34 protein-coding genes are annotated in these 20196 nt (G+C 34.7%); all 34 read right to left on the reverse strand.

Annotated elements, in window-relative coordinates:
• Positions 1 to 1129: phosphopyruvate hydratase (eno, locus tag DIU01_RS13005; protein ID WP_290835140.1), on the reverse strand; the 1129-nt coding region annotated here is incomplete at its 3' end.
• 144 nt (positions 1130 to 1273) lie between these two features.
• Positions 1274 to 2392 carry a glutamine-hydrolyzing carbamoyl-phosphate synthase small subunit gene (gene carA / locus DIU01_RS13010; protein ID WP_290835142.1) on the reverse strand — a complete coding sequence of 373 codons (1119 nt, stop codon included), beginning with the start codon at positions 2390 to 2392 and terminating at the stop codon, positions 1274 to 1276.
• A 316-nt stretch (positions 2393 to 2708) separates the two neighbouring features.
• Positions 2709 to 3206, reverse strand: coding sequence for a 50S ribosomal protein L17 (gene rplQ / locus DIU01_RS13015; protein ID WP_290835144.1), 498 nt, complete (start codon positions 3204 to 3206; stop codon positions 2709 to 2711).
• 29 nt (positions 3207 to 3235) lie between these two features.
• Positions 3236 to 4228 carry a DNA-directed RNA polymerase subunit alpha gene (locus tag DIU01_RS13020; protein ID WP_035125671.1) on the reverse strand — a complete coding sequence of 331 codons (993 nt, stop codon included), beginning with the start codon at positions 4226 to 4228 and terminating at the stop codon, positions 3236 to 3238.
• A 21-nt stretch (positions 4229 to 4249) separates the two neighbouring features.
• Positions 4250 to 4855 carry a 30S ribosomal protein S4 gene (gene rpsD / locus DIU01_RS13025; RefSeq protein ID WP_290835147.1) on the reverse strand — a complete coding sequence of 202 codons (606 nt, stop codon included), beginning with the start codon at positions 4853 to 4855 and terminating at the stop codon, positions 4250 to 4252.
• Between the two features lie 120 nt (positions 4856 to 4975).
• The gene (rpsK, locus tag DIU01_RS13030) at positions 4976 to 5359 is read right to left on the reverse strand and encodes a 30S ribosomal protein S11 (RefSeq protein WP_035125668.1); all 384 of its coding nucleotides are present in this window, start codon (positions 5357 to 5359) and stop codon (positions 4976 to 4978) included.
• An 8-nt stretch (positions 5360 to 5367) separates the two neighbouring features.
• Positions 5368 to 5742 carry a 30S ribosomal protein S13 gene (rpsM, locus tag DIU01_RS13035; RefSeq protein ID WP_035125667.1) on the reverse strand — a complete coding sequence of 125 codons (375 nt, stop codon included), beginning with the start codon at positions 5740 to 5742 and terminating at the stop codon, positions 5368 to 5370.
• A 2-nt stretch (positions 5743 to 5744) separates the two neighbouring features.
• Entirely contained in the window at positions 5745 to 5861 is a 117-nt protein-coding gene (ykgO, locus tag DIU01_RS13040) for a type B 50S ribosomal protein L36 (protein WP_081932050.1), read from the reverse strand.
• Between the two features lie 12 nt (positions 5862 to 5873).
• Positions 5874 to 6089: a translation initiation factor IF-1 gene (gene infA / locus DIU01_RS13045; protein ID WP_007136545.1), complete on the reverse strand. Its 216-nt coding sequence runs from the start codon at positions 6087 to 6089 to the stop codon at positions 5874 to 5876.
• Between the two features lie 5 nt (positions 6090 to 6094).
• Positions 6095 to 7438, reverse strand: a complete 1344-nt coding sequence (gene secY, locus DIU01_RS13050) for a preprotein translocase subunit SecY (RefSeq protein WP_290835154.1) — start codon at positions 7436 to 7438, stop codon at positions 6095 to 6097.
• A gap of 12 nt (positions 7439 to 7450) precedes the next feature.
• Complete coding sequence (rplO, locus tag DIU01_RS13055; RefSeq protein ID WP_035125665.1) at positions 7451 to 7903, reverse strand: 50S ribosomal protein L15; 453 nt, start codon at positions 7901 to 7903, stop codon at positions 7451 to 7453.
• Positions 7904 to 7915: 12 nt separating this feature from the next.
• The gene (rpmD, locus tag DIU01_RS13060) at positions 7916 to 8098 is read right to left on the reverse strand and encodes a 50S ribosomal protein L30 (RefSeq protein WP_035125664.1); all 183 of its coding nucleotides are present in this window, start codon (positions 8096 to 8098) and stop codon (positions 7916 to 7918) included.
• A gap of 12 nt (positions 8099 to 8110) precedes the next feature.
• Positions 8111 to 8635: a 30S ribosomal protein S5 gene (gene rpsE / locus DIU01_RS13065; protein ID WP_089046918.1), complete on the reverse strand. Its 525-nt coding sequence runs from the start codon at positions 8633 to 8635 to the stop codon at positions 8111 to 8113.
• Positions 8636 to 8638: 3 nt separating this feature from the next.
• A complete protein-coding gene (gene rplR, locus DIU01_RS13070) occupies positions 8639 to 8992 on the reverse strand; it encodes a 50S ribosomal protein L18 (RefSeq protein ID WP_035125662.1) in 354 nt (117 codons plus the stop codon).
• 11 nt (positions 8993 to 9003) lie between these two features.
• Positions 9004 to 9546 (reverse strand): 50S ribosomal protein L6, encoded by a 543-nt coding sequence (gene rplF / locus DIU01_RS13075; protein ID WP_290835159.1) that lies wholly within the window; start codon positions 9544 to 9546, stop codon positions 9004 to 9006.
• A gap of 14 nt (positions 9547 to 9560) precedes the next feature.
• Positions 9561 to 9959 (reverse strand): 30S ribosomal protein S8, encoded by a 399-nt coding sequence (gene rpsH, locus DIU01_RS13080; RefSeq protein WP_035125660.1) that lies wholly within the window; start codon positions 9957 to 9959, stop codon positions 9561 to 9563.
• 140 nt (positions 9960 to 10099) lie between these two features.
• Positions 10100 to 10369 carry a 30S ribosomal protein S14 gene (gene rpsN, locus DIU01_RS13085; protein WP_035125659.1) on the reverse strand — a complete coding sequence of 90 codons (270 nt, stop codon included), beginning with the start codon at positions 10367 to 10369 and terminating at the stop codon, positions 10100 to 10102.
• 3 nt (positions 10370 to 10372) lie between these two features.
• The gene (rplE, locus tag DIU01_RS13090; protein WP_035125658.1) at positions 10373 to 10924 is read right to left on the reverse strand and encodes a 50S ribosomal protein L5; all 552 of its coding nucleotides are present in this window, start codon (positions 10922 to 10924) and stop codon (positions 10373 to 10375) included.
• Positions 10925 to 10926: 2 nt separating this feature from the next.
• Positions 10927 to 11241 carry a 50S ribosomal protein L24 gene (rplX, locus tag DIU01_RS13095; RefSeq protein ID WP_290835188.1) on the reverse strand — a complete coding sequence of 105 codons (315 nt, stop codon included), beginning with the start codon at positions 11239 to 11241 and terminating at the stop codon, positions 10927 to 10929.
• A gap of 11 nt (positions 11242 to 11252) precedes the next feature.
• On the reverse strand, positions 11253 to 11621 hold the full coding sequence (gene rplN / locus DIU01_RS13100) for a 50S ribosomal protein L14 (RefSeq protein WP_007803649.1): 369 nt from the start codon (positions 11619 to 11621) through the stop codon (positions 11253 to 11255).
• Between the two features lie 3 nt (positions 11622 to 11624).
• A complete protein-coding gene (gene rpsQ / locus DIU01_RS13105) occupies positions 11625 to 11885 on the reverse strand; it encodes a 30S ribosomal protein S17 (RefSeq protein ID WP_035125656.1) in 261 nt (86 codons plus the stop codon).
• 11 nt (positions 11886 to 11896) lie between these two features.
• The gene (rpmC, locus tag DIU01_RS13110) at positions 11897 to 12085 is read right to left on the reverse strand and encodes a 50S ribosomal protein L29 (protein ID WP_035125655.1); all 189 of its coding nucleotides are present in this window, start codon (positions 12083 to 12085) and stop codon (positions 11897 to 11899) included.
• Between the two features lie 13 nt (positions 12086 to 12098).
• Entirely contained in the window at positions 12099 to 12524 is a 426-nt protein-coding gene (rplP, locus tag DIU01_RS13115) for a 50S ribosomal protein L16 (RefSeq protein ID WP_035125654.1), read from the reverse strand.
• 19 nt (positions 12525 to 12543) lie between these two features.
• Positions 12544 to 13299 carry a 30S ribosomal protein S3 gene (gene rpsC, locus DIU01_RS13120; RefSeq protein ID WP_035125653.1) on the reverse strand — a complete coding sequence of 252 codons (756 nt, stop codon included), beginning with the start codon at positions 13297 to 13299 and terminating at the stop codon, positions 12544 to 12546.
• A gap of 5 nt (positions 13300 to 13304) precedes the next feature.
• Complete coding sequence (gene rplV, locus DIU01_RS13125; RefSeq protein WP_035125652.1) at positions 13305 to 13715, reverse strand: 50S ribosomal protein L22; 411 nt, start codon at positions 13713 to 13715, stop codon at positions 13305 to 13307.
• A gap of 6 nt (positions 13716 to 13721) precedes the next feature.
• Positions 13722 to 14000, reverse strand: coding sequence for a 30S ribosomal protein S19 (rpsS, locus tag DIU01_RS13130; RefSeq protein WP_014085019.1), 279 nt, complete (start codon positions 13998 to 14000; stop codon positions 13722 to 13724).
• A gap of 10 nt (positions 14001 to 14010) precedes the next feature.
• Entirely contained in the window at positions 14011 to 14835 is an 825-nt protein-coding gene (gene rplB / locus DIU01_RS13135) for a 50S ribosomal protein L2 (RefSeq protein ID WP_035125651.1), read from the reverse strand.
• A gap of 9 nt (positions 14836 to 14844) precedes the next feature.
• Positions 14845 to 15135: a 50S ribosomal protein L23 gene (gene rplW / locus DIU01_RS13140; protein WP_290835169.1), complete on the reverse strand. Its 291-nt coding sequence runs from the start codon at positions 15133 to 15135 to the stop codon at positions 14845 to 14847.
• A 6-nt stretch (positions 15136 to 15141) separates the two neighbouring features.
• Complete coding sequence (rplD, locus tag DIU01_RS13145) at positions 15142 to 15771, reverse strand: 50S ribosomal protein L4 (protein WP_290835171.1); 630 nt, start codon at positions 15769 to 15771, stop codon at positions 15142 to 15144.
• On the reverse strand, positions 15771 to 16388 hold the full coding sequence (rplC, locus tag DIU01_RS13150; RefSeq protein WP_035125648.1) for a 50S ribosomal protein L3: 618 nt from the start codon (positions 16386 to 16388) through the stop codon (positions 15771 to 15773). The genes rplD and rplC overlap by 1 nt, the downstream gene beginning before the upstream one ends.
• Positions 16389 to 16505: 117 nt before the next feature.
• Complete coding sequence (gene rpsJ / locus DIU01_RS13155; RefSeq protein ID WP_035125647.1) at positions 16506 to 16811, reverse strand: 30S ribosomal protein S10; 306 nt, start codon at positions 16809 to 16811, stop codon at positions 16506 to 16508.
• Between the two features lie 11 nt (positions 16812 to 16822).
• Complete coding sequence (fusA, locus tag DIU01_RS13160; RefSeq protein ID WP_290835174.1) at positions 16823 to 18979, reverse strand: elongation factor G; 2157 nt, start codon at positions 18977 to 18979, stop codon at positions 16823 to 16825.
• A 10-nt stretch (positions 18980 to 18989) separates the two neighbouring features.
• Positions 18990 to 19466 carry a 30S ribosomal protein S7 gene (gene rpsG / locus DIU01_RS13165; RefSeq protein ID WP_290835176.1) on the reverse strand — a complete coding sequence of 159 codons (477 nt, stop codon included), beginning with the start codon at positions 19464 to 19466 and terminating at the stop codon, positions 18990 to 18992.
• A gap of 61 nt (positions 19467 to 19527) precedes the next feature.
• On the reverse strand, positions 19528 to 19911 hold the full coding sequence (gene rpsL, locus DIU01_RS13170; protein ID WP_007136570.1) for a 30S ribosomal protein S12: 384 nt from the start codon (positions 19909 to 19911) through the stop codon (positions 19528 to 19530).
• Positions 19912 to 20196 lie beyond the last annotated feature (285 nt).

The following is a 20196-nucleotide window of genomic DNA, read 5'->3' on the forward strand; positions in this document are numbered from 1 at the left end:
TATCTTCTGTTTCTCCAGAACGGTGAGACATTACTGATGTATAACCTGCATTGTGTGCCATATTTACAGCAGCAATTGTTTCTGTTAATGTACCGATTTGGTTTACTTTTACTAAAATTGAGTTGGCAATTCCTTTTTCAATTCCTGTTGCTAAACGTTGAACGTTCGTTACAAATAAATCATCTCCAACTAATTGTGTTTTATCACCAATTAATTCAGTTAAATATTTCCAACCTTCCCAATCGTCTTCATACATTCCGTCTTCGATAGAAATAATTGGATAATTTGCTGCAAGTGAAGCTAAATATTCTGCTTGTTCTTTTGATGTTCTAATTTTTCCAGTTGCACCTTCAAATTTTGTGTAATCGTATTTTCCGTCTACATAAAATTCTGAAGCAGCGCAATCTAGAGCAATCATAATTTCGTCTCCAAATTTATAACCTGCGTTTTCAACTGCTTTTTTGATTGTATCTAAAGCATCTTCTGTTCCGCCAGCAAGATTTGGTGCAAAACCACCTTCGTCACCAACAGCTGTAGAAAGATTTCTATCGTGTAATACTTTTTTAAGATTATGGAAAATTTCAGTTCCCATTTGCATTGCGTGTGTAAAAGAAGTTGCTTTTACTGGCATAATCATGAATTCTTGAAACGCGATTGGCGCATCAGAATGTGAACCACCGTTGATGATGTTCATCATTGGAACTGGCAATGTATTGGCAGAAACACCACCGATGTAACGGTATAAAGGCAATCCTAATTCATTGGCAGCAGCTTTTGCAACAGCAAGAGAAACACCTAAAATTGCGTTAGCACCAAGAACCGATTTATTGTGAGTTCCATCTAAATCAATCATTACTTGATCGATATGATTTTGTTCGAATACAGAAGTTCCAAGTAATTCAGAAGCAATTGTTGTATTTACATTTTCTACCGCTTTTAAAACTCCTTTACCCATGAAGGCTTTTCCACCATCGCGAAGTTCTACTGCTTCATGTTCGCCTGTTGATGCTCCAGATGGAACAGCAGCGCGACCTAAAACACCGTTTTCTGTAACAACATCTACTTCTATTGTAGGATTTCCTCTTGAGTCAAGAATTTGTCTTGCGTGAACTTTGATAATAATACTCATTGTTTATGATTATTTGTTAATTTATGGTTGTTATTTTTGTTAATACTACAAATTTACAGAAAGTTAAAATGCAAATTTGTTAATTAAAAAAAACTTATAAACGCAATCGTTTTAGTGATTTATAATTTTTAAAAACAACTTAAATTAGGCTAAGATGCTTTTATTATTTTTGATATTTGTTATGAATTCATCGAATAAATAACTTGAATCGTGTGGACCAGGACTTGCTTCTGGATGGTATTGTACAGAGAAACAATCTTTATTTTTCATTCGCATTCCAGCCACAGTATTATCATTAATGTGGAAATGTGTAATTTCTAAATCTTGATTTTTTTCTAATTCTTCTCTGTTTACAGCAAAACCATGATTTTGAGATGTAATTTCACCTTTACCAGTTAAAACATTCATTACAGGATGATTGATTCCTCTGTGACCATTGAACATTTTATAGGTAGAAATTCCGTTGGCTAAGCCTATGATTTGGTGACCTAGACAAATTCCGAAAACTGGTTTATCACCATTTAAAATTTCTTTAGCAACATTAATTACACCTTCCAAAGGTTCTGGATCACCAGGACCATTTGATAAGAAATATCCATCTGGATTAAATGCTTTTAACTCTTCGAAAGAAGTGTTGTATGGAAATACTTTTATGTAGCAATCTCTTTTAGCAAGATTTCTAAGGATGTTTCTTTTGATACCAAGATCTAAGGCAGAGATTTTGAAAGCTGCATTTTCGTTTCCGAAGAAGTATGGTTCTTTGGTTGAAACTTTAGAAGCTAGTTCTAATCCAACCATATTCGGAACATTTTCTAGTTGTTTTTTTAGTTCTTCGATTGAAGTTCCGTCTGTTGAGATTACGGCGTTTTGTGCTCCGTTGTCTCTGATGTATCCTACTAAAGCTCTTGTATCTACATCTGAGATGCAAACTAGATTTTGTTTTTCGAAATAATCGTATAGATTGCTTTCTGAATCTGGACGTGAGTGATTGAAGCTGAAATTTTTACAAACTAGTCCAGAAATCATTATTTTTTCTGATTCTACTTCGTTTTCATTTACGCCATAATTTCCTATGTGTGGATTTGTAGCTACCATTATTTGTCCGAAATAAGATGGATCGGTAAAAATTTCTTGGTAACCTGTCATTCCGGTATTAAAGCATACTTCACCAAAAGTTGTTCCTGAAATTCCGATTGATTTACCGTAGAATATGGTTCCGTCTGCAAGTAAAAGTAGGGCTTGTGGTCTTGTCGTGTACTTCATTTGTAATAGTTTAGTTGTGTTGTATTGTGTTTTGCAAAGTTATTTTATTAACTCAAATCTTGCAATTATTTGCGTGTTGTTTTGTGAAAGTTTATAAACATTCCTGTAGTTACTTCTTTAGCCCTGATTGGAGCAAGTATCCTTTATTATTTTTCTTAAAAACAATAAAGATACTGCGGAAAGCAGGAACATGGATTGCTGATAAAGCCCGACCCATTCGCTCCTTAATCTTACAGAATATTTATTTACCAATGGAACATAAAAAAAAGGATAAACTAAAAATAGCTTATCCTTTATATTTATGAAATTGAATTCATTATTCTGCTTTATCAGTAGTTTCTTCTGAAGAAATTTCTGGAGCTTCTGTTTCTGCAACAGGAGTTTCAGTTTTTTTAGCTTTTCCACCACGACGGCTTTTAGCTTTTTTCTCTTCTTTTTTACCACCATTGTAAAGTTCGTTGAAATCTACAAGTTCGATCATTGCCATATCTGCGTTATCACCTAAACGGTTTCCAACTTTGATGATACGAGTGTATCCACCTGGACGATCACCAACTTTAGCAGCTACTTCTCTAAAAAGTTCAGTAACTCCGTATTTGTTGCGAAGGTAAGCGAATACTATACGACGATTGTGAGTAGTATCTTCTTTTGATTTAGTGATTAAAGGCTCAACAAATTGTTTAAGCGCTTTTGCTTTAGCAACAGTTGTGTTAATACGTTTGTGCTCAATAAGTGAACAAGCCATATTAGCTAACATAGATTTTCTATGTCCAGTCTGTCTGCTTAAGTGATTTACTTTTTTTCCGTGTCTCATTTTAAATGCTATTTAATTTGAATAAAGAACTAGTCTTTATCTAATTTATATTTTGACAAATCCATTCCGAAGGTTAAATTTTTCACAGCAACTAGTTCATCTAATTCTGTTAAAGATTTTTTACCGAAGTTACGGAACTTCATTAAGTCGTGTTTGTTAAAAGAGACAAGGTCTCCTAATGTATCAACTTCAGCTGCTTTTAAGCAATTTAATGCTCTTACAGATAAATCCATATCGACAAGCTTAGTTTTAAGCAATTGTCTCATATGCAATGATTCCTCATCGTATGAATCTGTTTGAGCGATTTCGTCTGCCTCAAGAGTGATTCTTTCATCTGAGAATAACATGAAGTGGTGAATTAATACTTTTGCAGCTTCAGTAAGAGCGTCTTTTGGATTGATTGAACCATCAGTTTTAATTTCGAAAACTAACTTTTCATAATCTGTTTTTTGCTCAACACGGAAATTTTCAATAGCATATTTCACGTTTTTCACTGGTGTAAAGATAGAATCTGTAAAGATTGTACCGATAGCAGCATTTTGCTTTTTATTTTCTTCTGCAGGAACGTATCCTCTACCTTTTTCAATTGTTAACTCCATGTTGAAATTAACTTTTGAATCTAGATTACAGATGATTAAATCTGGGTTTAAAACTTGAAAACCAGAGATAAATTTTTGAAAATCGCCAGCAGTGATTTGCTCTTTACCAGTTATAGATATAGTTACTGATTCGTTATCGATATCTTCAATTTGACGTTTGAAACGTACTTGTTTAAGGTTAAGGATAATTTCTGTAACATCTTCAACAACTCCTGAAATAGTAGAAAACTCATGCTCAACACCTTCAATTCTTGTAGATGTGATAGCATAACCTTCTAGTGCAGAAAGTAAAACTCTTCTAAGTGCATTACCAACTGTCAATCCGTAACCAGGTTCTAAAGGTCTGAACTCAAACTTACCTTCAAAATCGGTTGAATCGATCATGATAACTTTATCGGGCTTTTGAAAATTAAATATTGCCATAATTTAGACTAGTGTCAATTATTATTTGTTGTACAACTCTACGATTAATTGTTCTTTAATGTTTTCTGGAATTTGAAGTCTAGCAGGAACAGTAACGAACGTACCAGATTTAGTATCATTATTCCAAGTAATCCATTCATAAACATGACTAGAGTTTGATAAAGAACGTTCAATTGACTCTAAAGATTTTGATTTTTCACGAACTGCAACTACATCACCCGGTTTTAAGTGGTATGATGGGATGTTTACTAATTCACCATTTACAGTAATGTGACGGTGAGAAACGATTTGTCTTGCTGCTCTTCTTGTAGAAGCGATTCCCATTCTGAAAACAACGTTATCTAAACGTGCTTCACATAATTGTAAAAGGATTTCACCAGTTACACCTTTAGAAGCTGCTGCTTTTTCGAATAAGTTTCTGAATTGTTTTTCTAAAATTCCGTAAGAATATTTAGCTTTTTGCTTTTCCATTAACTGGACAGCATATTCAGATTTTTTACCTCTTTTTTTAGCCATCCCGTGTTGTCCAGGAGGATAATTTCTTTTATCGAAAGCTTTATCAGCTCCGAAAATTGCTTCGCCAAATTTACGAGCGATTTTTGTACTTGGACCAGTATATCTTGCCATTTTAAAATTGTTTTGAGATAGAGATTATGAATTCAGGTCAATAAATCCTTCGATAATCTTTGTTCTTTCTCTTGTTATACTTAATTATAGTTGTATTATTTACTGAAAAGACAGTAAAAATTATACTCTACGTCTTTTTGGAGGACGACATCCGTTGTGAGGCATTGGAGTAACGTCAATGATTTCTGTTACTTCAATTCCGCTGTTATGTAAAGATCTGATCGCAGATTCTCTTCCATTACCTGGACCTTTAACATAAACTTTAACTTTCTTCAATCCAGCTTCTAATGCTACTTTACCACAATCTTCTGCAGCCATTTGCGCTGCATAAGGAGTGTTCTTTTTTGAACCTCTGAAACCCATTTTACCGGCAGAAGACCAAGAAATTACTTCACCTTTCTTGTTTGTTAACGAGATGATGATGTTGTTAAAGGTAGCACTAATATGAGCTTCGCCTGAAGATTCAATAATAACCTTACGTTTTTTTGTACTTGCTTTAGCCATATTACTTACTATTTAGTTGCTTTTTTCTTGTTAGCAACAGTTTTTCTCTTACCTTTTCTTGTTCTAGAATTGTTTTTAGTTCTTTGTCCTCTTAATGGAAGACCCGATCTATGACGAATTCCTCTGTAACAACCGATATCCATTAAACGTTTGATGTTTAATGAAGTTTCAGAACGTAGTTCTCCTTCAATTTTGTAAAAAGAAATTGCCTCACGGATTGCTCCGATTTGGTCATCATTCCAATCTTGAACTTTAATATCTTGGCTTACTTGAGCTTTTTCTAAAACCTCAATAGCTCTACTTTTTCCTACTCCGAAGATATAGGTAAGTGCTATAACACCTCTTTTGTTTTTAGGTATATCTACCCCTGCTATTCTTGCCATAATTATCCTTGTCTTTGTTTAAATCTAGGATTCTTTTTGTTAATAACGTATAATCTTCCTTTTCTACGCACAATCTTACATTCTGCGCTTCTTTTCTTTACTGATGTTCTTACTTTCATTTTTAAATAACTTTAGTATCTGTAAGTGATTCTTGCTTTAGACAAATCATAAGGACTCATTTCTAGTTTTACTTTGTCACCAGGTAACAATTTAATGTAATGCATACGCATTTTTCCAGAGATGTGTGCGATAACGATATGTCCGTTTTCTAATTCTACACGGAACATAGCATTTGATAATGCTTCAATTATTGATCCGTCTTGTTCTATTGCTGATTGTTTTGCCATAAAAATTAAGCTACTGCTTTTCTATTTTTACCACTTTTCATTAAACCATCATAATGCTTATTCAATAAATAAGTGTTTATTTGTTGAATAGTGTCGATTGCAACTCCTACCATAATAATCAAAGAAGTTCCGCCATAGAACATAGCCCAAGATTGTTGAACACCAATGCTTACTACTAAAGCTGGGAACACAGCAATTAATGCAAGAAATAATGCGCCTGGAAATGTAATTAATGACATAATTTTATCTAAAAAATCTGAAGTTTCAACACCTGGTTTAATACCTGGAATAAATCCACCGCTTCTTTTTAAATCATCTGCCATTTTATTTGTAGGAACTGTAATTGCTGTATAAAAGAATGTAAAGATAAGGATTAATAAAGCAAACACTAAATTATACCAAAATCCGAACATATTACTAAATGCACCTGCAATTGATTGCGATGTTTCTGACTGAGACAAACCAGCTAACGCTGCCGGGATAAACATAATTGCTTGCGCAAAAATGATTGGCATAACACCTGCTGAATTAAGTTTTAATGGAATCCATTGTCTGTTTCCACCTAACATATCTTGTTCAAAGTCACCTGCATTAGTTCTTCTTGCATATTGTACTGGAATTTTTCTAATTGCCATTACTAAAAGTACGCAAGCTATAATAACAAGCATCCATACAATAATTTCAATAGCAATTAACATCAAACCTCCGTTTGCACCTTCCATTCTTGAAGTTACTTCTTGTAAAAATGCCTCAGGCAATCTAGCAAGAATTCCAACCATAATCAATAATGAAATACCATTTCCAATACCTTTATCAGTTATTTTTTCTCCCAACCACATTGCAAAAATTGTTCCTGTAGTTAAAATTAAAACTGATGAAAATAAGAATGAAAACGAATCAAAACCTAACAAAAACGCACTATTTGGGATAGTTCTGTACAAGTTATAGATATAACCTGGACCTTGTAAAAGTGTAATTCCGATTGTTAACCAACGTGTTATTTGGTTAATTTTCTTTCTTCCACTTTCACCATCCTTTTGTAATTTTTGCAAGTAAGGAATTGCTATTCCCATTAACTGAACTACAATTGAAGCAGAAATGTAAGGCATGATACCTAATGCGAAAACAGATGCTTTAGAGAATGAACCTCCAGTAAACATATCAAGAATAGATCCTATTCCGTCTTTTGTTTGTCCTTCAAGTCCAGCCAATTGAGTAGCATCGATTCCAGGTAAAGTTACGTGAGCGCCAAAGCGATAGATAACTAGTAAACCTAAAGTCCAAAGAATTCTATTCTTTAACTCCTCAATTTTCCAAACATTTCTAAACGATTCAATAAAATTCTTCATAAAGTCAGAATATTATAATGTTACTGCTTCTCCACCTGCTGCTTCAATTGCAGCTTTTGCAGTAGCAGTAAATTTGTGAGCAGTTACTTTTAATTTTGCTTTCAATTCTCCTCTACCTAAAATCTTCACTAATTCAGATTTTGTAGCTAAACGGTTTTCAACTAATACTGAGAAATCTACAGTATCTGTTACAATTCCGTTGTCAACTAAAGCTTGTAGCGTATCAAGATTTACACCTTGATGCTCAATTCTATTAACATTTGTGAAACCAAACTTAGGTACACGTCTTTGAAGTGGCATTTGACCACCTTCAAAACCAATTTTCTTAGAATAACCAGAACGAGATTTTGCTCCTTTGTGACCTCTTGCAGAAGTACCACCTTTACCAGAACCTTCTCCTCTACCTAATCTTTTATTTTGATTGTGCGTAGAACCTTCAGCAGGTTGTAAGTTACTTAAATTCATAACTATAAATTGTTATTTAACTTCCGTTACGGAAACTAAGTGTTTAACTTTATTGATCATTCCAAGGATAGTTGGGTTTGAATCATGTTCTACAACTTGATTCATTTTTTTTAGACCCAAAGCCTCTAAACCTCTTTTTTGTGTAAGAGGACAGTTGATTTTACTTCTAACTTGTTTTACTAATAATTTAGCCATAATTTCCTTGAATTAACCTTTAAAAACTTTCTCTAAAGAAACACCTCTTTGTTTTGCAACAGTATAAGCGCTTCTCATTTGTAGTAATGCATCAAAAGTTGCTTTCACCACGTTATGTGGATTAGAAGACCCTTGAGATTTTGATAATACGTCGTGAATTCCAACTGATTCAAGTACTGAACGAACAGCACCACCAGCAATAACTCCTGTACCATGAGATGCAGGCATTAAGAAAACACGAGCTCCACCAAATTTACCTTTTTGTTCGTGAGGAACAGATTGTCCACTTAAAGGAATTCTTACTAGATTTTTCTTTGCATCTTCTACTGCTTTCGCAATTGCTTCAGAAACGTCTTTAGATTTTCCTAATCCGTGACCAACTACTCCATTTTCATCACCTACAACAACAATTGCAGAAAAGCCAAAAGCTCTACCACCTTTTGTTACTTTGGTAACACGATTTACACTAACCAAACGATCTTTTAATTCAAGACCACTAGGTTTTACTAATTCTACATTTTTATATTTAGACATAATATATTAGAATTTAAGTCCAGCCGCTCTTGCGCCTTCTGCTAATGATTTAATACGACCGTGATATAAATAACCTCCTCTATCGAAAGTTACTGTATCGATACCGGCTTGTAACGCTTTTTCTGCAACTAATTTTCCAACTAGTGTAGCAACTTCTACGTTTGTTCCTTTAGAATCTACTCCTTTATCTCTAGATGAAGTAGCTAATAGAGTAACACCATTGACATCGTCTATGAGCTGAGCATAGATTTCTTTGTTACTTCTGAATACAGAAAGTCTTGGTCTTGCAGCAGTACCGCTTACAATCTTTCTTATTCTATACTGGATTCTCTGTCTTCTTTCAGATTTTGTTAATGACATAATCTATATTTTTAAGCTGATTTACCTGCTTTTCTTCTTAATACTTCACCTACAAACTTGATACCTTTTCCTTTATATGGTTCTGGTCTACGGAAATTTCTAATTTTCGCAGTGATAGCACCTAAAAGTTGTTTATCATAAGATGTAAGTTTTACGATAGGGTTCTTACCTTTTTCTGAAATTGTCTCAACAGTAACCTCTGGAGCAACTTCTAAAACGATATTATGTGAAAAACCTAAAGCTAAATCAAGTTTTTGACCTTGATTTGAAGCTCTGTATCCCACACCCACAAGCTCTAATTCTTTAGTGAAACCAGTAGATACACCAACAATCATATTATTGATTAATGATCTGTATAAACCATGTTTAGCTCTTTGGTCTTTGTGATCTGATGATCTCTCAACAATAACTTGACCTTCTTCAATCTTAACAGTTACGTCCGAAAACTCCTGTGTAAGTTGTCCTAATTTTCCTTTAACTGTAACCACTCCTTCTGCTACTTCAACAGTAACTCCGGCAGGGATTGCAACTGGATTTTTACCTATTCTTGACATCGTTTAGCTTTTAATTAGTATACGTAACAAATTACTTCTCCACCAACATTTAATTGCTTAGCTTGTTTTCCTGTCATCAATCCTTTTGATGTAGAAACAATAGCAATACCTAAACCATTTAAGATTCTTGGTAATTTAGAAGCACCTGCGTACTTACGTAAACCTGGTTTACTAATTCTTTGGATATCTTTAATTACTGGCTCTTTAGTATCTTTATCATACTTTAAAGCAATTTTGATTGAACCCTGAACAGTGTTGTCTTCAAATTTGTAACTTAAGATATATCCTTGATCGAATAAAATCTTTGTGATTTCTTTTTTAAGATTAGATGCTGGGATCTCAACCACTTTGTGGTTAGCTCTCACTGCATTTCTAACTCTCGTAAGATAATCTGCAATTGGATCTGTATACATATTTATAAAATTGTGGCGACGGTTTTCAGAAGAACTATTCCACTGAACCTGAAGCCATTAAACTCATTTTTTAAAGCAGATAATTGTACGTTACCGGCTAAAAGCTGGCAAATGTACAATTATCTGCTGAAATAAACTAACTACCAGCTAGCTTTTTTTACTCCTGGAATTAATCCTTGGTTAGCCATTTCACGGAATGTTACACGTGAAAGACCGAATTGACGCATATAACCTCTTGGTCTACCTGTTAATTTACAACGATTGTGTAAACGAACTGGTGAAGCATTTTTAGGTAATTTTTGTAAACCTTCATAGTCTCCAGCTTCTAATAAAGCTTTTCTCTTTTCAGCATACTTAGCTACCGTTTTTTCTCTCTTAACCTCGCGGGCTTTCATTGATTCTTTAGCCATGTCTTAATTCTTTTTAAAAGGTAAACCTAATTCTGCTAATAATGATTTTGCTTCTTTATCAGTGCTTGCTGAAGTTACAAAAGTAATATCCATACCTGAAATTTTGTTTACTTTATCAATATCAATTTCTGGGAAAATGATTTGCTCCAAAACTCCTAAGTTGTAATTTCCTCTTCCATCAAATCCAGTAGCTTTGATTCCGCTAAAGTCTCTTACACGAGGTAAAGCTGAAGTAATAAGTCTATCTAAAAACTCATACATTCTTTCTCCACGTAAAGTTACTTTTGCTCCAATCGGCATTCCTTTTCTTAATTTGAATGACGCTACGTCTTTTTTGGAAATTGTAGCTAAAGCTTTTTGACCAGTAATTTTAGTTAGTTCATCTACTGCGTAGTCAACTAATTTTTTATCTGATACAGCTGCACCAACTCCACGGCTAATAACGATTTTTTCAAGTTTAGGAACTTGCATTACGTTTTTGTAACCGAACTCTTCTTTAAGAGCAGCGATAACTCTGCTCTTGTACTCCTCTTTTAGTCTAGGGATATATGCCATAACTATAATACTTGATTTGATTTTTTAGAAAATCTCACTTTCTTATCTCCTTCTACTCTAGTTCCAGTTTTTGTAGCCTCTTTAGATTTTGGATCTATTAAAGCTAAATTAGAAATATGAATAGGAGCTTCTTTCTTAACGATTCCTCCTTGAGGGTTTTTTGCACTTGGTTTCGTATGTTTTGAAACCATGTTAGCACCTTCAACAATCGCTTTATTTTTCTCACGGTCAACTCTAAGAACTTTACCTTCTGTACCTTTGTGGTCTCCAGCAATAACTCTTACTACATCGCCTGATTTTATTTTTAACTTTGTCATCATTAATCGAATTAAAGCACTTCTGGTGCTAATGATACAATTTTCATGAATTGTTTTTCACGAAGTTCTCTGGCAACCGGACCAAAAACACGAGTTCCTCTCATTTCTCCAGCAGCATTCAACAATACGCAAGCGTTATCGTCAAATCTGATATAAGATCCATCAGCTCTTCTCACTTCTTTTTTGGTACGTACAACAACTGCAGTAGAAACAGCACCTTTTTTAACGTTTCCGTTTGGTGTTGCATCTTTAATTGACACTACAATTTTATCTCCAACAGAGGCATAACGACGTTTCGTTCCTCCTAAAACACGGATAGTCAAAACTTCTTTTGCTCCTGTGTTATCTGCTACTTTTAATCTAGATTCCTGTTGTACCATAACTTATTTCGCTCTTTCAATGATTTCAACTAATCTCCAACATTTCAACTTAGATAAAGGTCTTGTTTCCATGATCTTTACTGTATCACCAATGTTACAGTCGTTTGTTTCGTCGTGTGCAACGTATTTTTTTGTTTTTAACACGAACTTACCATACATTGGATGCTTTACTCTTCTTGTTTCAGAAACAACAATAGATTTCTCCATTTTGTTGCTAGTAACTACACCAATTCTTTCTTTTCTTAAATTTCTTTTATCTTCCATCTTTCAGCAGATTACAATTCTCTTTTGCTTAATTCAGTTGCCAATCTTGCTACCGCTCTTCTCATTGTTCTAATTTGAAGTGGGTTTTGAATTGGTGAAATAGCGTGAGCGGTTTTTAATTCAGCGTATGTTTTCTTTACTTCACTAAGTCTAACTTGTAACTCAGCTGTAGACAGACTAATAATTTCTGATTGTTTCATAATTTTATATATATTATGCTTCGAAATCTCTAGCAACAACAAACTTAGTTTTTACTGGAAGTTTTTGAGCTGCAAGACGTAATGCCTCTTTAGCAACTGACAAAGGAACTCCTCCAACTTCAAACATAATTTTTCCGGGTTTAACAACGGCAGCCCAATATTCAACGGCACCTTTACCTTTACCCATACGTACCTCAAGAGGTTTCTTTGTTATAGGTTTGTCTGGAAATACATTAATCCATAGTTGTCCTTCTCTTTTCATGAAACGAGTTGCAGCAATACGTGCAGCTTCTATTTGACGTGAAGTTAAAAACATACCATTTTCATGTACAGATTTAATTCCAAACATTCCACTTGAAAGCATGTGTCCTCTTTGAGAAACACCTTTCATTCTACCTTTTTGTACCTTACGGTATTTTGTTCTTTTAGGCTGTAACATTTTTCTTTAATTTAAAAAATTACTTTCTTTTACGTGCATCTGGTTTACCACCTTTGTTGTAAGGTTTTCTATCTCCTCTTGGAGAGTCTCCACCTTTTCCACCAGAAGCTTGTTTTTTATCCATTCCAACTAGTGGAGATAAATCACGTTTTCCGTAAACCTCACCTTTCATGATCCATACTTTGATTCCCATTCTACCATAAGTAGTATGAGCTTCACCAAGTGCGTAATCAATGTCAGCTCTGAAAGTCGACAAAGGAATTCTTCCTTCTTTAAAACCTTCTGAACGTGCCATTTCAGCACCATTCAAACGACCAGAAATCAAAACTTTGATACCTTCTGCATTCATACGCATTGCTGCTGCGATAGCCATTTTAATAGCTCTTCTGTATGAAATACGGCTCTCAATTTGACGAGCGATGCTTGTTGCAACTAAATAAGCGTCTAACTCAGGTCTTTTAATTTCAAAGATGTTGATTTGAACTTCTTTGTCTGTAATTTTCTTAAGTTCTTCTTTCAACTTGTCTACCTCTTGTCCACCTTTTCCGATAATGATACCAGGTCTTGCAGTAGTGATAGTAACGGTTACAAGTTTTAAAGTTCTCTCGATAATTATCTTTGATACACTAGCTTTTGATAAACGAGCATGAATATACTTTCTGATTTTATAATCTTCAGCGATTTTATCACCGTAATCATTTCCACCATACCAGTTTGAATCCCATCCTCTGATGATACCAAGTCTGTTTCCTATTGGATTTGTCTTTTGTCCCATCTTAATTAATTGCTTTGTGTGTTATCATTAGCTCCTAACACGATTGTTACGTGGTTTGAACGTTTTCTTATTCTGTGTGCTCTTCCTTGTGGAGCTGGACGAAGTCTTTTTAACATCATTCCACCATCTACACGGATTTCTTTTATAAACAAGCCTGCTTCTGAAACGTTTCCTTCAGCATTTTTCTGCTCCCAATTGTTGATTGCAGATAATACTAATTTCTCTAATTTTCTTGAAGCTTCTTTTGAGCTAAATCTTAATATATTTAAAGCTCTTTCCACTTTCTGACCTCTTACCAAGTCTGCTACTAAGCGCATTTTTCTAGGTGAAGTAGGGCAGTTATTCAATTTTGCAAAAGCTATAGACTTGTTAGCCTCTTTTCTTGCGTCTGCTGTTTCTCTTTTACGAACTCCCATTGCTTCTTATTTTTTACCTTTGTTTTTTGCTCCAGCGTGACCTCTAAATGATCTTGTTGGTGAAAATTCTCCTAATTTGTGTCCTACCATGTTCTCAGTTACATAAACTGGAACAAATTGACGACCATTGTGTACTGCGATAGTTTGTCCTACGAAATCAGGAGTAATCATAGATGCTCTAGACCAAGTCTTAACAACACCTTTGTTTCCTTTTTCAATATTTTCTTGAACTTTCTTATCTAATTTGTAGTGTACAAAAGGTCCTTTTTTTAATGAACGTGCCATGTCTATCTAATTATTTCTTTCTGCGTTCAACAATATACTTATTACTCGGGTTAACTTTAGAACGAGTTCTATAACCTTTAGCAGGAAGACCTTTTCTAGAACGTGGATGACCTCCAGATGAACGACCTTCACCACCACCCATTGGGTGATCGACAGGGTTCATAGCTACTGGTCTTGTTCTTGGTCTTCTTCCTAACCATCTAGTTCTACCTGCTTTACCAGATACAATTAATTGATGATCAGAATTAGATACTGCTCCAATTGTAGCTGAACAAGTTAACAAGATTAATCTTGTTTCTCCTGACGGCATTTTAATTGTAGCATATTTTCCATCTCTTGCCATTAATTGAGCAAAAGTACCTGCACTTCTAGCAATAGTAGCTCCTTGTCCTGGACGTAATTCAATACATGAAATTACAGTTCCTAATGGAATTTTACTTAATGGTAAAGTATTTCCAATTTCTGGGGAAGCTTCTTCGCCAGACACTACAGTTTGTCCAACTTGTAAACCGTTTTGAGCAACGATATACGTTTTCTCTCCATCAGCATACCATAATAATGCGATAAAAGCAGTTCTGTTCGGATCGTACTCAATTGATTTCACTTTAGCTGGAACACCAACTTTAGTTCTTTTGAAATCAATGATACGATATCTTTGTTTGTGACCACCGCCTGTGTAACGCATGGTCATTTTTCCTTGACTATTTCTACCTCCTGAGTTTTTTATCGGTGCGATCAATGAACGCTCCGGCTTATCAGTTGTAATGGCGTCAAAACCATTAACAACTCTAAAACGCTGACCCGGGGTAATAGGTTTTAATTTTCTTACTGACATCTTAATTTATTAGATATTGTTGTAAAAATCTATTGTTTCTCCTTCTTGTACTTGTACAATTGCTTTTTTGTAAGCATTTGACTTTCCACTTATTAAACCACTTTTAGTGTATTTAGTAGTTCTATCTGGTCTAACATTCATTGTATTAACACTAACAACTGATACTCCATAAGTAGCTTCAACAGCTTTCTTAATTTGTACTTTGTTAGCTTTTTTATCTACAACGAAACCAAAACGATTGAAAACTTCACCATCTTTGGTGATTTTTTCTGTAATAATAGGCTTAACTATGATACTCATGGCTTGTTATTTACTTAAATTTTCTTCAATTCCTTCTAAAGAACCTTCTAGAAGCACTAAATTATTCGCGTTTAATATTGCGTAAGTGCTTAATTCTGAATTAGTTACTACGTTAGAAGCTTTTAAATTGCGTGACGACAAATATACATTTTTATTTGAATCACCCAACACAAATAAAGATTTTTTATTCTCTAATCCTAAAGCACTTAAAACAGACATAAAGTTTTTAGTGTTTGGAGTGTCAAAAGTAAAATCTTCAACTACTACTATATTTGATTCTTTCGCTTTTAAAGAGAAAGCAGATTTTCTTGCTAAACGCTTTAAGCTTTTGTTCAATTTGAAAGAATAGCTTCTTGGTCTTGGACCGAAAACTGTACCTCCACCTTTGAACAATGGATTTTTCGCACTACCAGCACGGGCAGTACCTGTACCTTTTTGCTTCTTAATTTTACGAGTACTTCCGGCAACTTCAGCTCTTTCTTTAGCTTTGTGAGTTCCTTGTCTTTGATTAGCAAGATATTGCTTAACATCAAGATATACCGCATGTTTATTTGGCTCTATACCGAATACTGAATCAGAAAGTTGAACTTTTCTCCCAGTATCTTTTCCTTTGATATCTAAAACTTTTACTTCCATTACTTGTGAATGATTACATAAGAGTTTTTGCATCCAGGAATAGCTCCTTTAACAACAAGTAGATTCTTTTCAGCAACTACTTTCAAAACTCTAAGATTTTGAACTTTAACATTATCACCACCCATTCTTCCAGCCATACGCATTCCTTTGAATACACGTGATGGATAAGAAGATGCTCCAACTGAACCTGGTGCTCTTAAACGGTTGTGTTGACCGTGTGTTGCTTGTCCAACACCACCAAAACCGTGACGTTTAACAACACCTTGAAAACCTTTACCTTTTGATACACCTTGTACATCAACAAATTCTCCTTCGCTGAAAACATCAACAGTGATGCTATCACCAAGTTTAAACTCTCCTTCAAAACTTTGGAATTCAACGACTTTCTTTTTTGCAGAAGTACCAGCTTTTTTAAAGTGACCTAAGTCAGCTTTAGTGGCGTGTTTTTCTGTTTTGTCATCGAAACCAAGTTGTAAGGCTTCATACCCGTCAACCTCATTGGTTCTGACTTGGGTAACGACACAAGGTCCAGCTTCGATTACTGTACAAGGAATATTTTTCCCGTTCTCGTCGAAAATGCTAGTCATGCCGATTTTTCTTCCAATTAACCCAGACATAATTATAATTTAATGATTATTACTAAAAAACTGTATAATGTATATTGTATTACTGTATCAAGAATTTACTTTTTACATTCTACAATATACATTACTACAGTATACTTTGAATTTAACTTATACTTTGATTTCTACTTCTACACCACTTGGCAACTCTAATTTCATTAAAGCGTCAATAGTTTTTGAAGATGAACTGTAGATATCGATTAGTCTTTTGTAAGACATAACTTCAAATTGCTCTCTCGACTTTTTATTAACGTGTGGAGAACGTAATACAGTAAATATTTTTTTGTGAGTTGGTAACGGAATAGGACCGGTTACAACAGCACCTGTACTTTTTACAGTTTTTACAATCTTTTCAGCAGATTTATCTACCAACATGTGATCGTAAGATTTTAATTTTATTCTAATTTTTTGACTCATCTTGATAAATATTATGCGTTTCCTTTTGCTTTTTTGATAACTGCTTCAGAGATATTTGAAGGCGTTTCTGCATAGTGAGAAAATTCCATAGTAGATGTTGCTCTACCTGATGAAAGTGTTCTTAATGTAGTAACATAACCAAACATTTCTGATAATGGAACGTCAGCTTTAATAGTTTTAGCTCCATTTCTATCTCCCATGTCATTTACTTGACCTCTACGACGGTTGATATCACCAACGATATCTCCCATGTTTTCTTCAGGTGTAATAACTTCCATTTTCATAATCGGCTCAAGAATAATTGCTCCTGCCGCTTTCGCAACTTCTCTATAACCCATTCTAGCTGCTAATTCGAATGAAAGTGCATCTGAATCGACTGGGTGGAAAGATCCGTCTAATAAAGTTACTTTTAAACTATCTACTTGGTATCCTGCTAAAGGACCAGTTTTCATTGCTTCACGGAAACCTTTTTCTACAGATGGTATGTATTCTTTAGGAACGTTACCACCTTTTACTTCGTTAACAAACTGCAATCCAACTGGAGTTTTACCATCAACTTCATCTGCTGGCTCAAGTCTAAATACGATATCACCGAATTTACCACGACCTCCAGATTGTTTTTTGTAAGTTTCTCTGTGTTGAGCAGATCTTGTGAAAGCTTCTTTGTATTCTACTTGAGGCTCACCTTGGTTTACTTCAACTTTGAATTCACGCTTCATTCTATCTACAAGGATGTCTAAGTGTAACTCACCCATTCCTGAAATGATAGTTTGACCTGAAGCTTCGTCAGTTCTAACTGTAAATGTTGGATCTTCTTCAGCTAATTTTGCTAAAGCCATACCCATTTTATCAACGTCTGCTTTAGTTTTTGGCTCAATAGCGATACCAATTACTGGCGCAGGGAATTTCATTGACTCAAGAATAATTGGGTGCTTTTCATCACACATTGTGTCTCCAGTCTTGATATCTTTAAATCCAACTGCTGCTCCAATATCTCCAGCTTCGATATAGTCGATTGGATTTTGTTTGTTAGCGTGCATTTGGTAGATACGAGAAATTCTTTCTTTGTTTCCTGAACGTGTGTTCAAGATATATGAACCAGCATCTAAACGACCTGAGTATGCACGGAAGAAAGCTAAACGACCAACATAAGGGTCAGTAGCAATTTTAAATGCTAAAGCTGCGAACGGCTCTTTTACATCAGGACGACGTAAGATTTTCTTTTGATCTTCTTCTAATAATTCAGCATCATCAGGGTGAATTCCTTCGATACCTTCTTTATCTAATGGAGACGGTAAATATTTACAAACAGCATCCAACATGAATTGAACTCCTTTGTTTTTGAAAGAAGAACCAGCAATCATCGGAATGATAGCCATATCTATTGTAGCTGCTCTTAAAGCTGTATTAATTTCGTCCTCAGTGATTGAATCTGGATCTTCCATGTATTTATCAAGAAGATTTTCATCATAATCAGCAACTGCTTCAATAAGAATATCTCTGTATTCTTTAACTTCAGCAACCATATCCGCTGGAATATCAACAATATCAAAAGTTGCCCCTTGAGTTGCATCGTGCCAAACGATAGCTTGATTTTTCACTAAATCTACTACTCCTTTGAAGTCATTTTCTTCACCAATTGGTAAAGTAATCGCAACAGCATTTGACTTTAACATGTCTCTTACTTGTTGACAAACTGCTAAGAAATTAGAACCTTGACGGTCCATTTTGTTTACGAATCCCATACGTGGAACTCTATACTGATCTGCAAGTCTCCAGTTAGTTTCAGATTGTGGCTCAACACCATCAACTGCACTAAATAAGAAAACTAAACCATCAAGTACACGTAATGAACGGTTTACCTCTACGGTAAAGTCAACGTGTCCAGGAGTATCAATAATATTGAAGTGATAATCTTGTGAAGTTGGTAATGCTTTACCTTGCTCAGTTGGGAAACTCCATTCACAAGTTGTAGCAGCAGAAGTAATTGTAATACCTCTTTCTTGCTCTTGTGCCATCCAGTCCATTGTTGCAGCACCATCGTGTACTTCACCAATTTTGTGTGATTTTCCTGTATAGAACAATATACGTTCTGTAGTGGTAGTTTTTCCAGCATCAATGTGAGCTGCAATACCAATATTTCTAGTTAATTTTAAATCTCTAGCCATTTCTTATGTATTAAAATCTAAAATGTGAGAATGCTTTGTTTGCTTCAGCCATCTTGTGAGTATCCATTCTCTTTTTAACAGCAGCACCTTCTTCTTTAGCAGCAGCTAAAATTTCAGAAGCTAGTTTTTGAGCCATAGATTTCTCATTTCTTCTACGAGCATATAGAAGCATCCACTTCATAGCCATAGAGATTTTTCTGTCTGGACGGATTTGCATTGGAATTTGGAATGTAGCTCCACCAACTCTACGACTACGTACTTCTACGTGAGGCATAACGTTAGTTAACGCATCTTTCCATACTTCTAATGATGATTTCTCGTCATTATTCTTTTTTGCTTCTACGATATCCATTGCATCGTAAAATACTTTAAACGCTGTAGATTTTTTACCATCCCACATCAAGTTGTTCACGAAACGTGTAACTAATTGATCATTAAATTTTGGATCTGGTAAAAGTGGTCTTTTCTTTGCCGCTCTTTTTCTCATTTCTTCGTTTTTTTGTTATTGATTTTAATTTTCACATTAAAAACTAATAACTAGTTTAGATTTACTTTTTTGCTTCTTTTGGACGTTTTGCACCGTATTTAGATCTACGTTGCGTTCTTCCTGCTACACCAGATGTATCTAGCGCACCACGAACGATGTGGTATCTAACTCCTGGTAAATCTTTTACTCTTCCGCCTCGCACTAATACTATCGAGTGCTCTTGTAGATTGTGTCCTTCTCCTGGGATGTAAGCATTCACTTCATTTCCATTAGTCAAACGTACACGCGCAACTTTACGCATTGCAGAGTTTGGTTTTTTTGGAGTAGTAGTGTAAACACGCGTACAAACACCTCTTCTTTGAGGACAAGAATCTAAAGCAACCGATTTACTCTTCTTAGTGATTTGAGTTCTTCCTGTTCTTACTAATTGTTGAATTGTTGGCATAATTAAATACTAATTTTTCTTTTATTTATTAAATCCCCACTTTTTAGGGGTTGCAAATGTAGTAATTATTTTCTAATAAAAAAATCATAATTAATTAATTTTCAACACAATTCTTCAACAGGAATTATTTTATATGAAATACTGGTTTTTTGCGTTATTTTTACATCGATAACAAAAATTAAAATGGATTGCTCTCTAGCCCTGATGGAAGTGGCATTCGTTGCAAACGAATATAACGGACAGCAGGAAAAAGGATTACAGATAAAGCCCAAGCGATTCGCTCCT

It is taken from the genome of Flavobacterium sp., from assembly GCF_003525665.1.
GTDB lineage: Bacteria > Bacteroidota > Bacteroidia > Flavobacteriales > Flavobacteriaceae > Flavobacterium.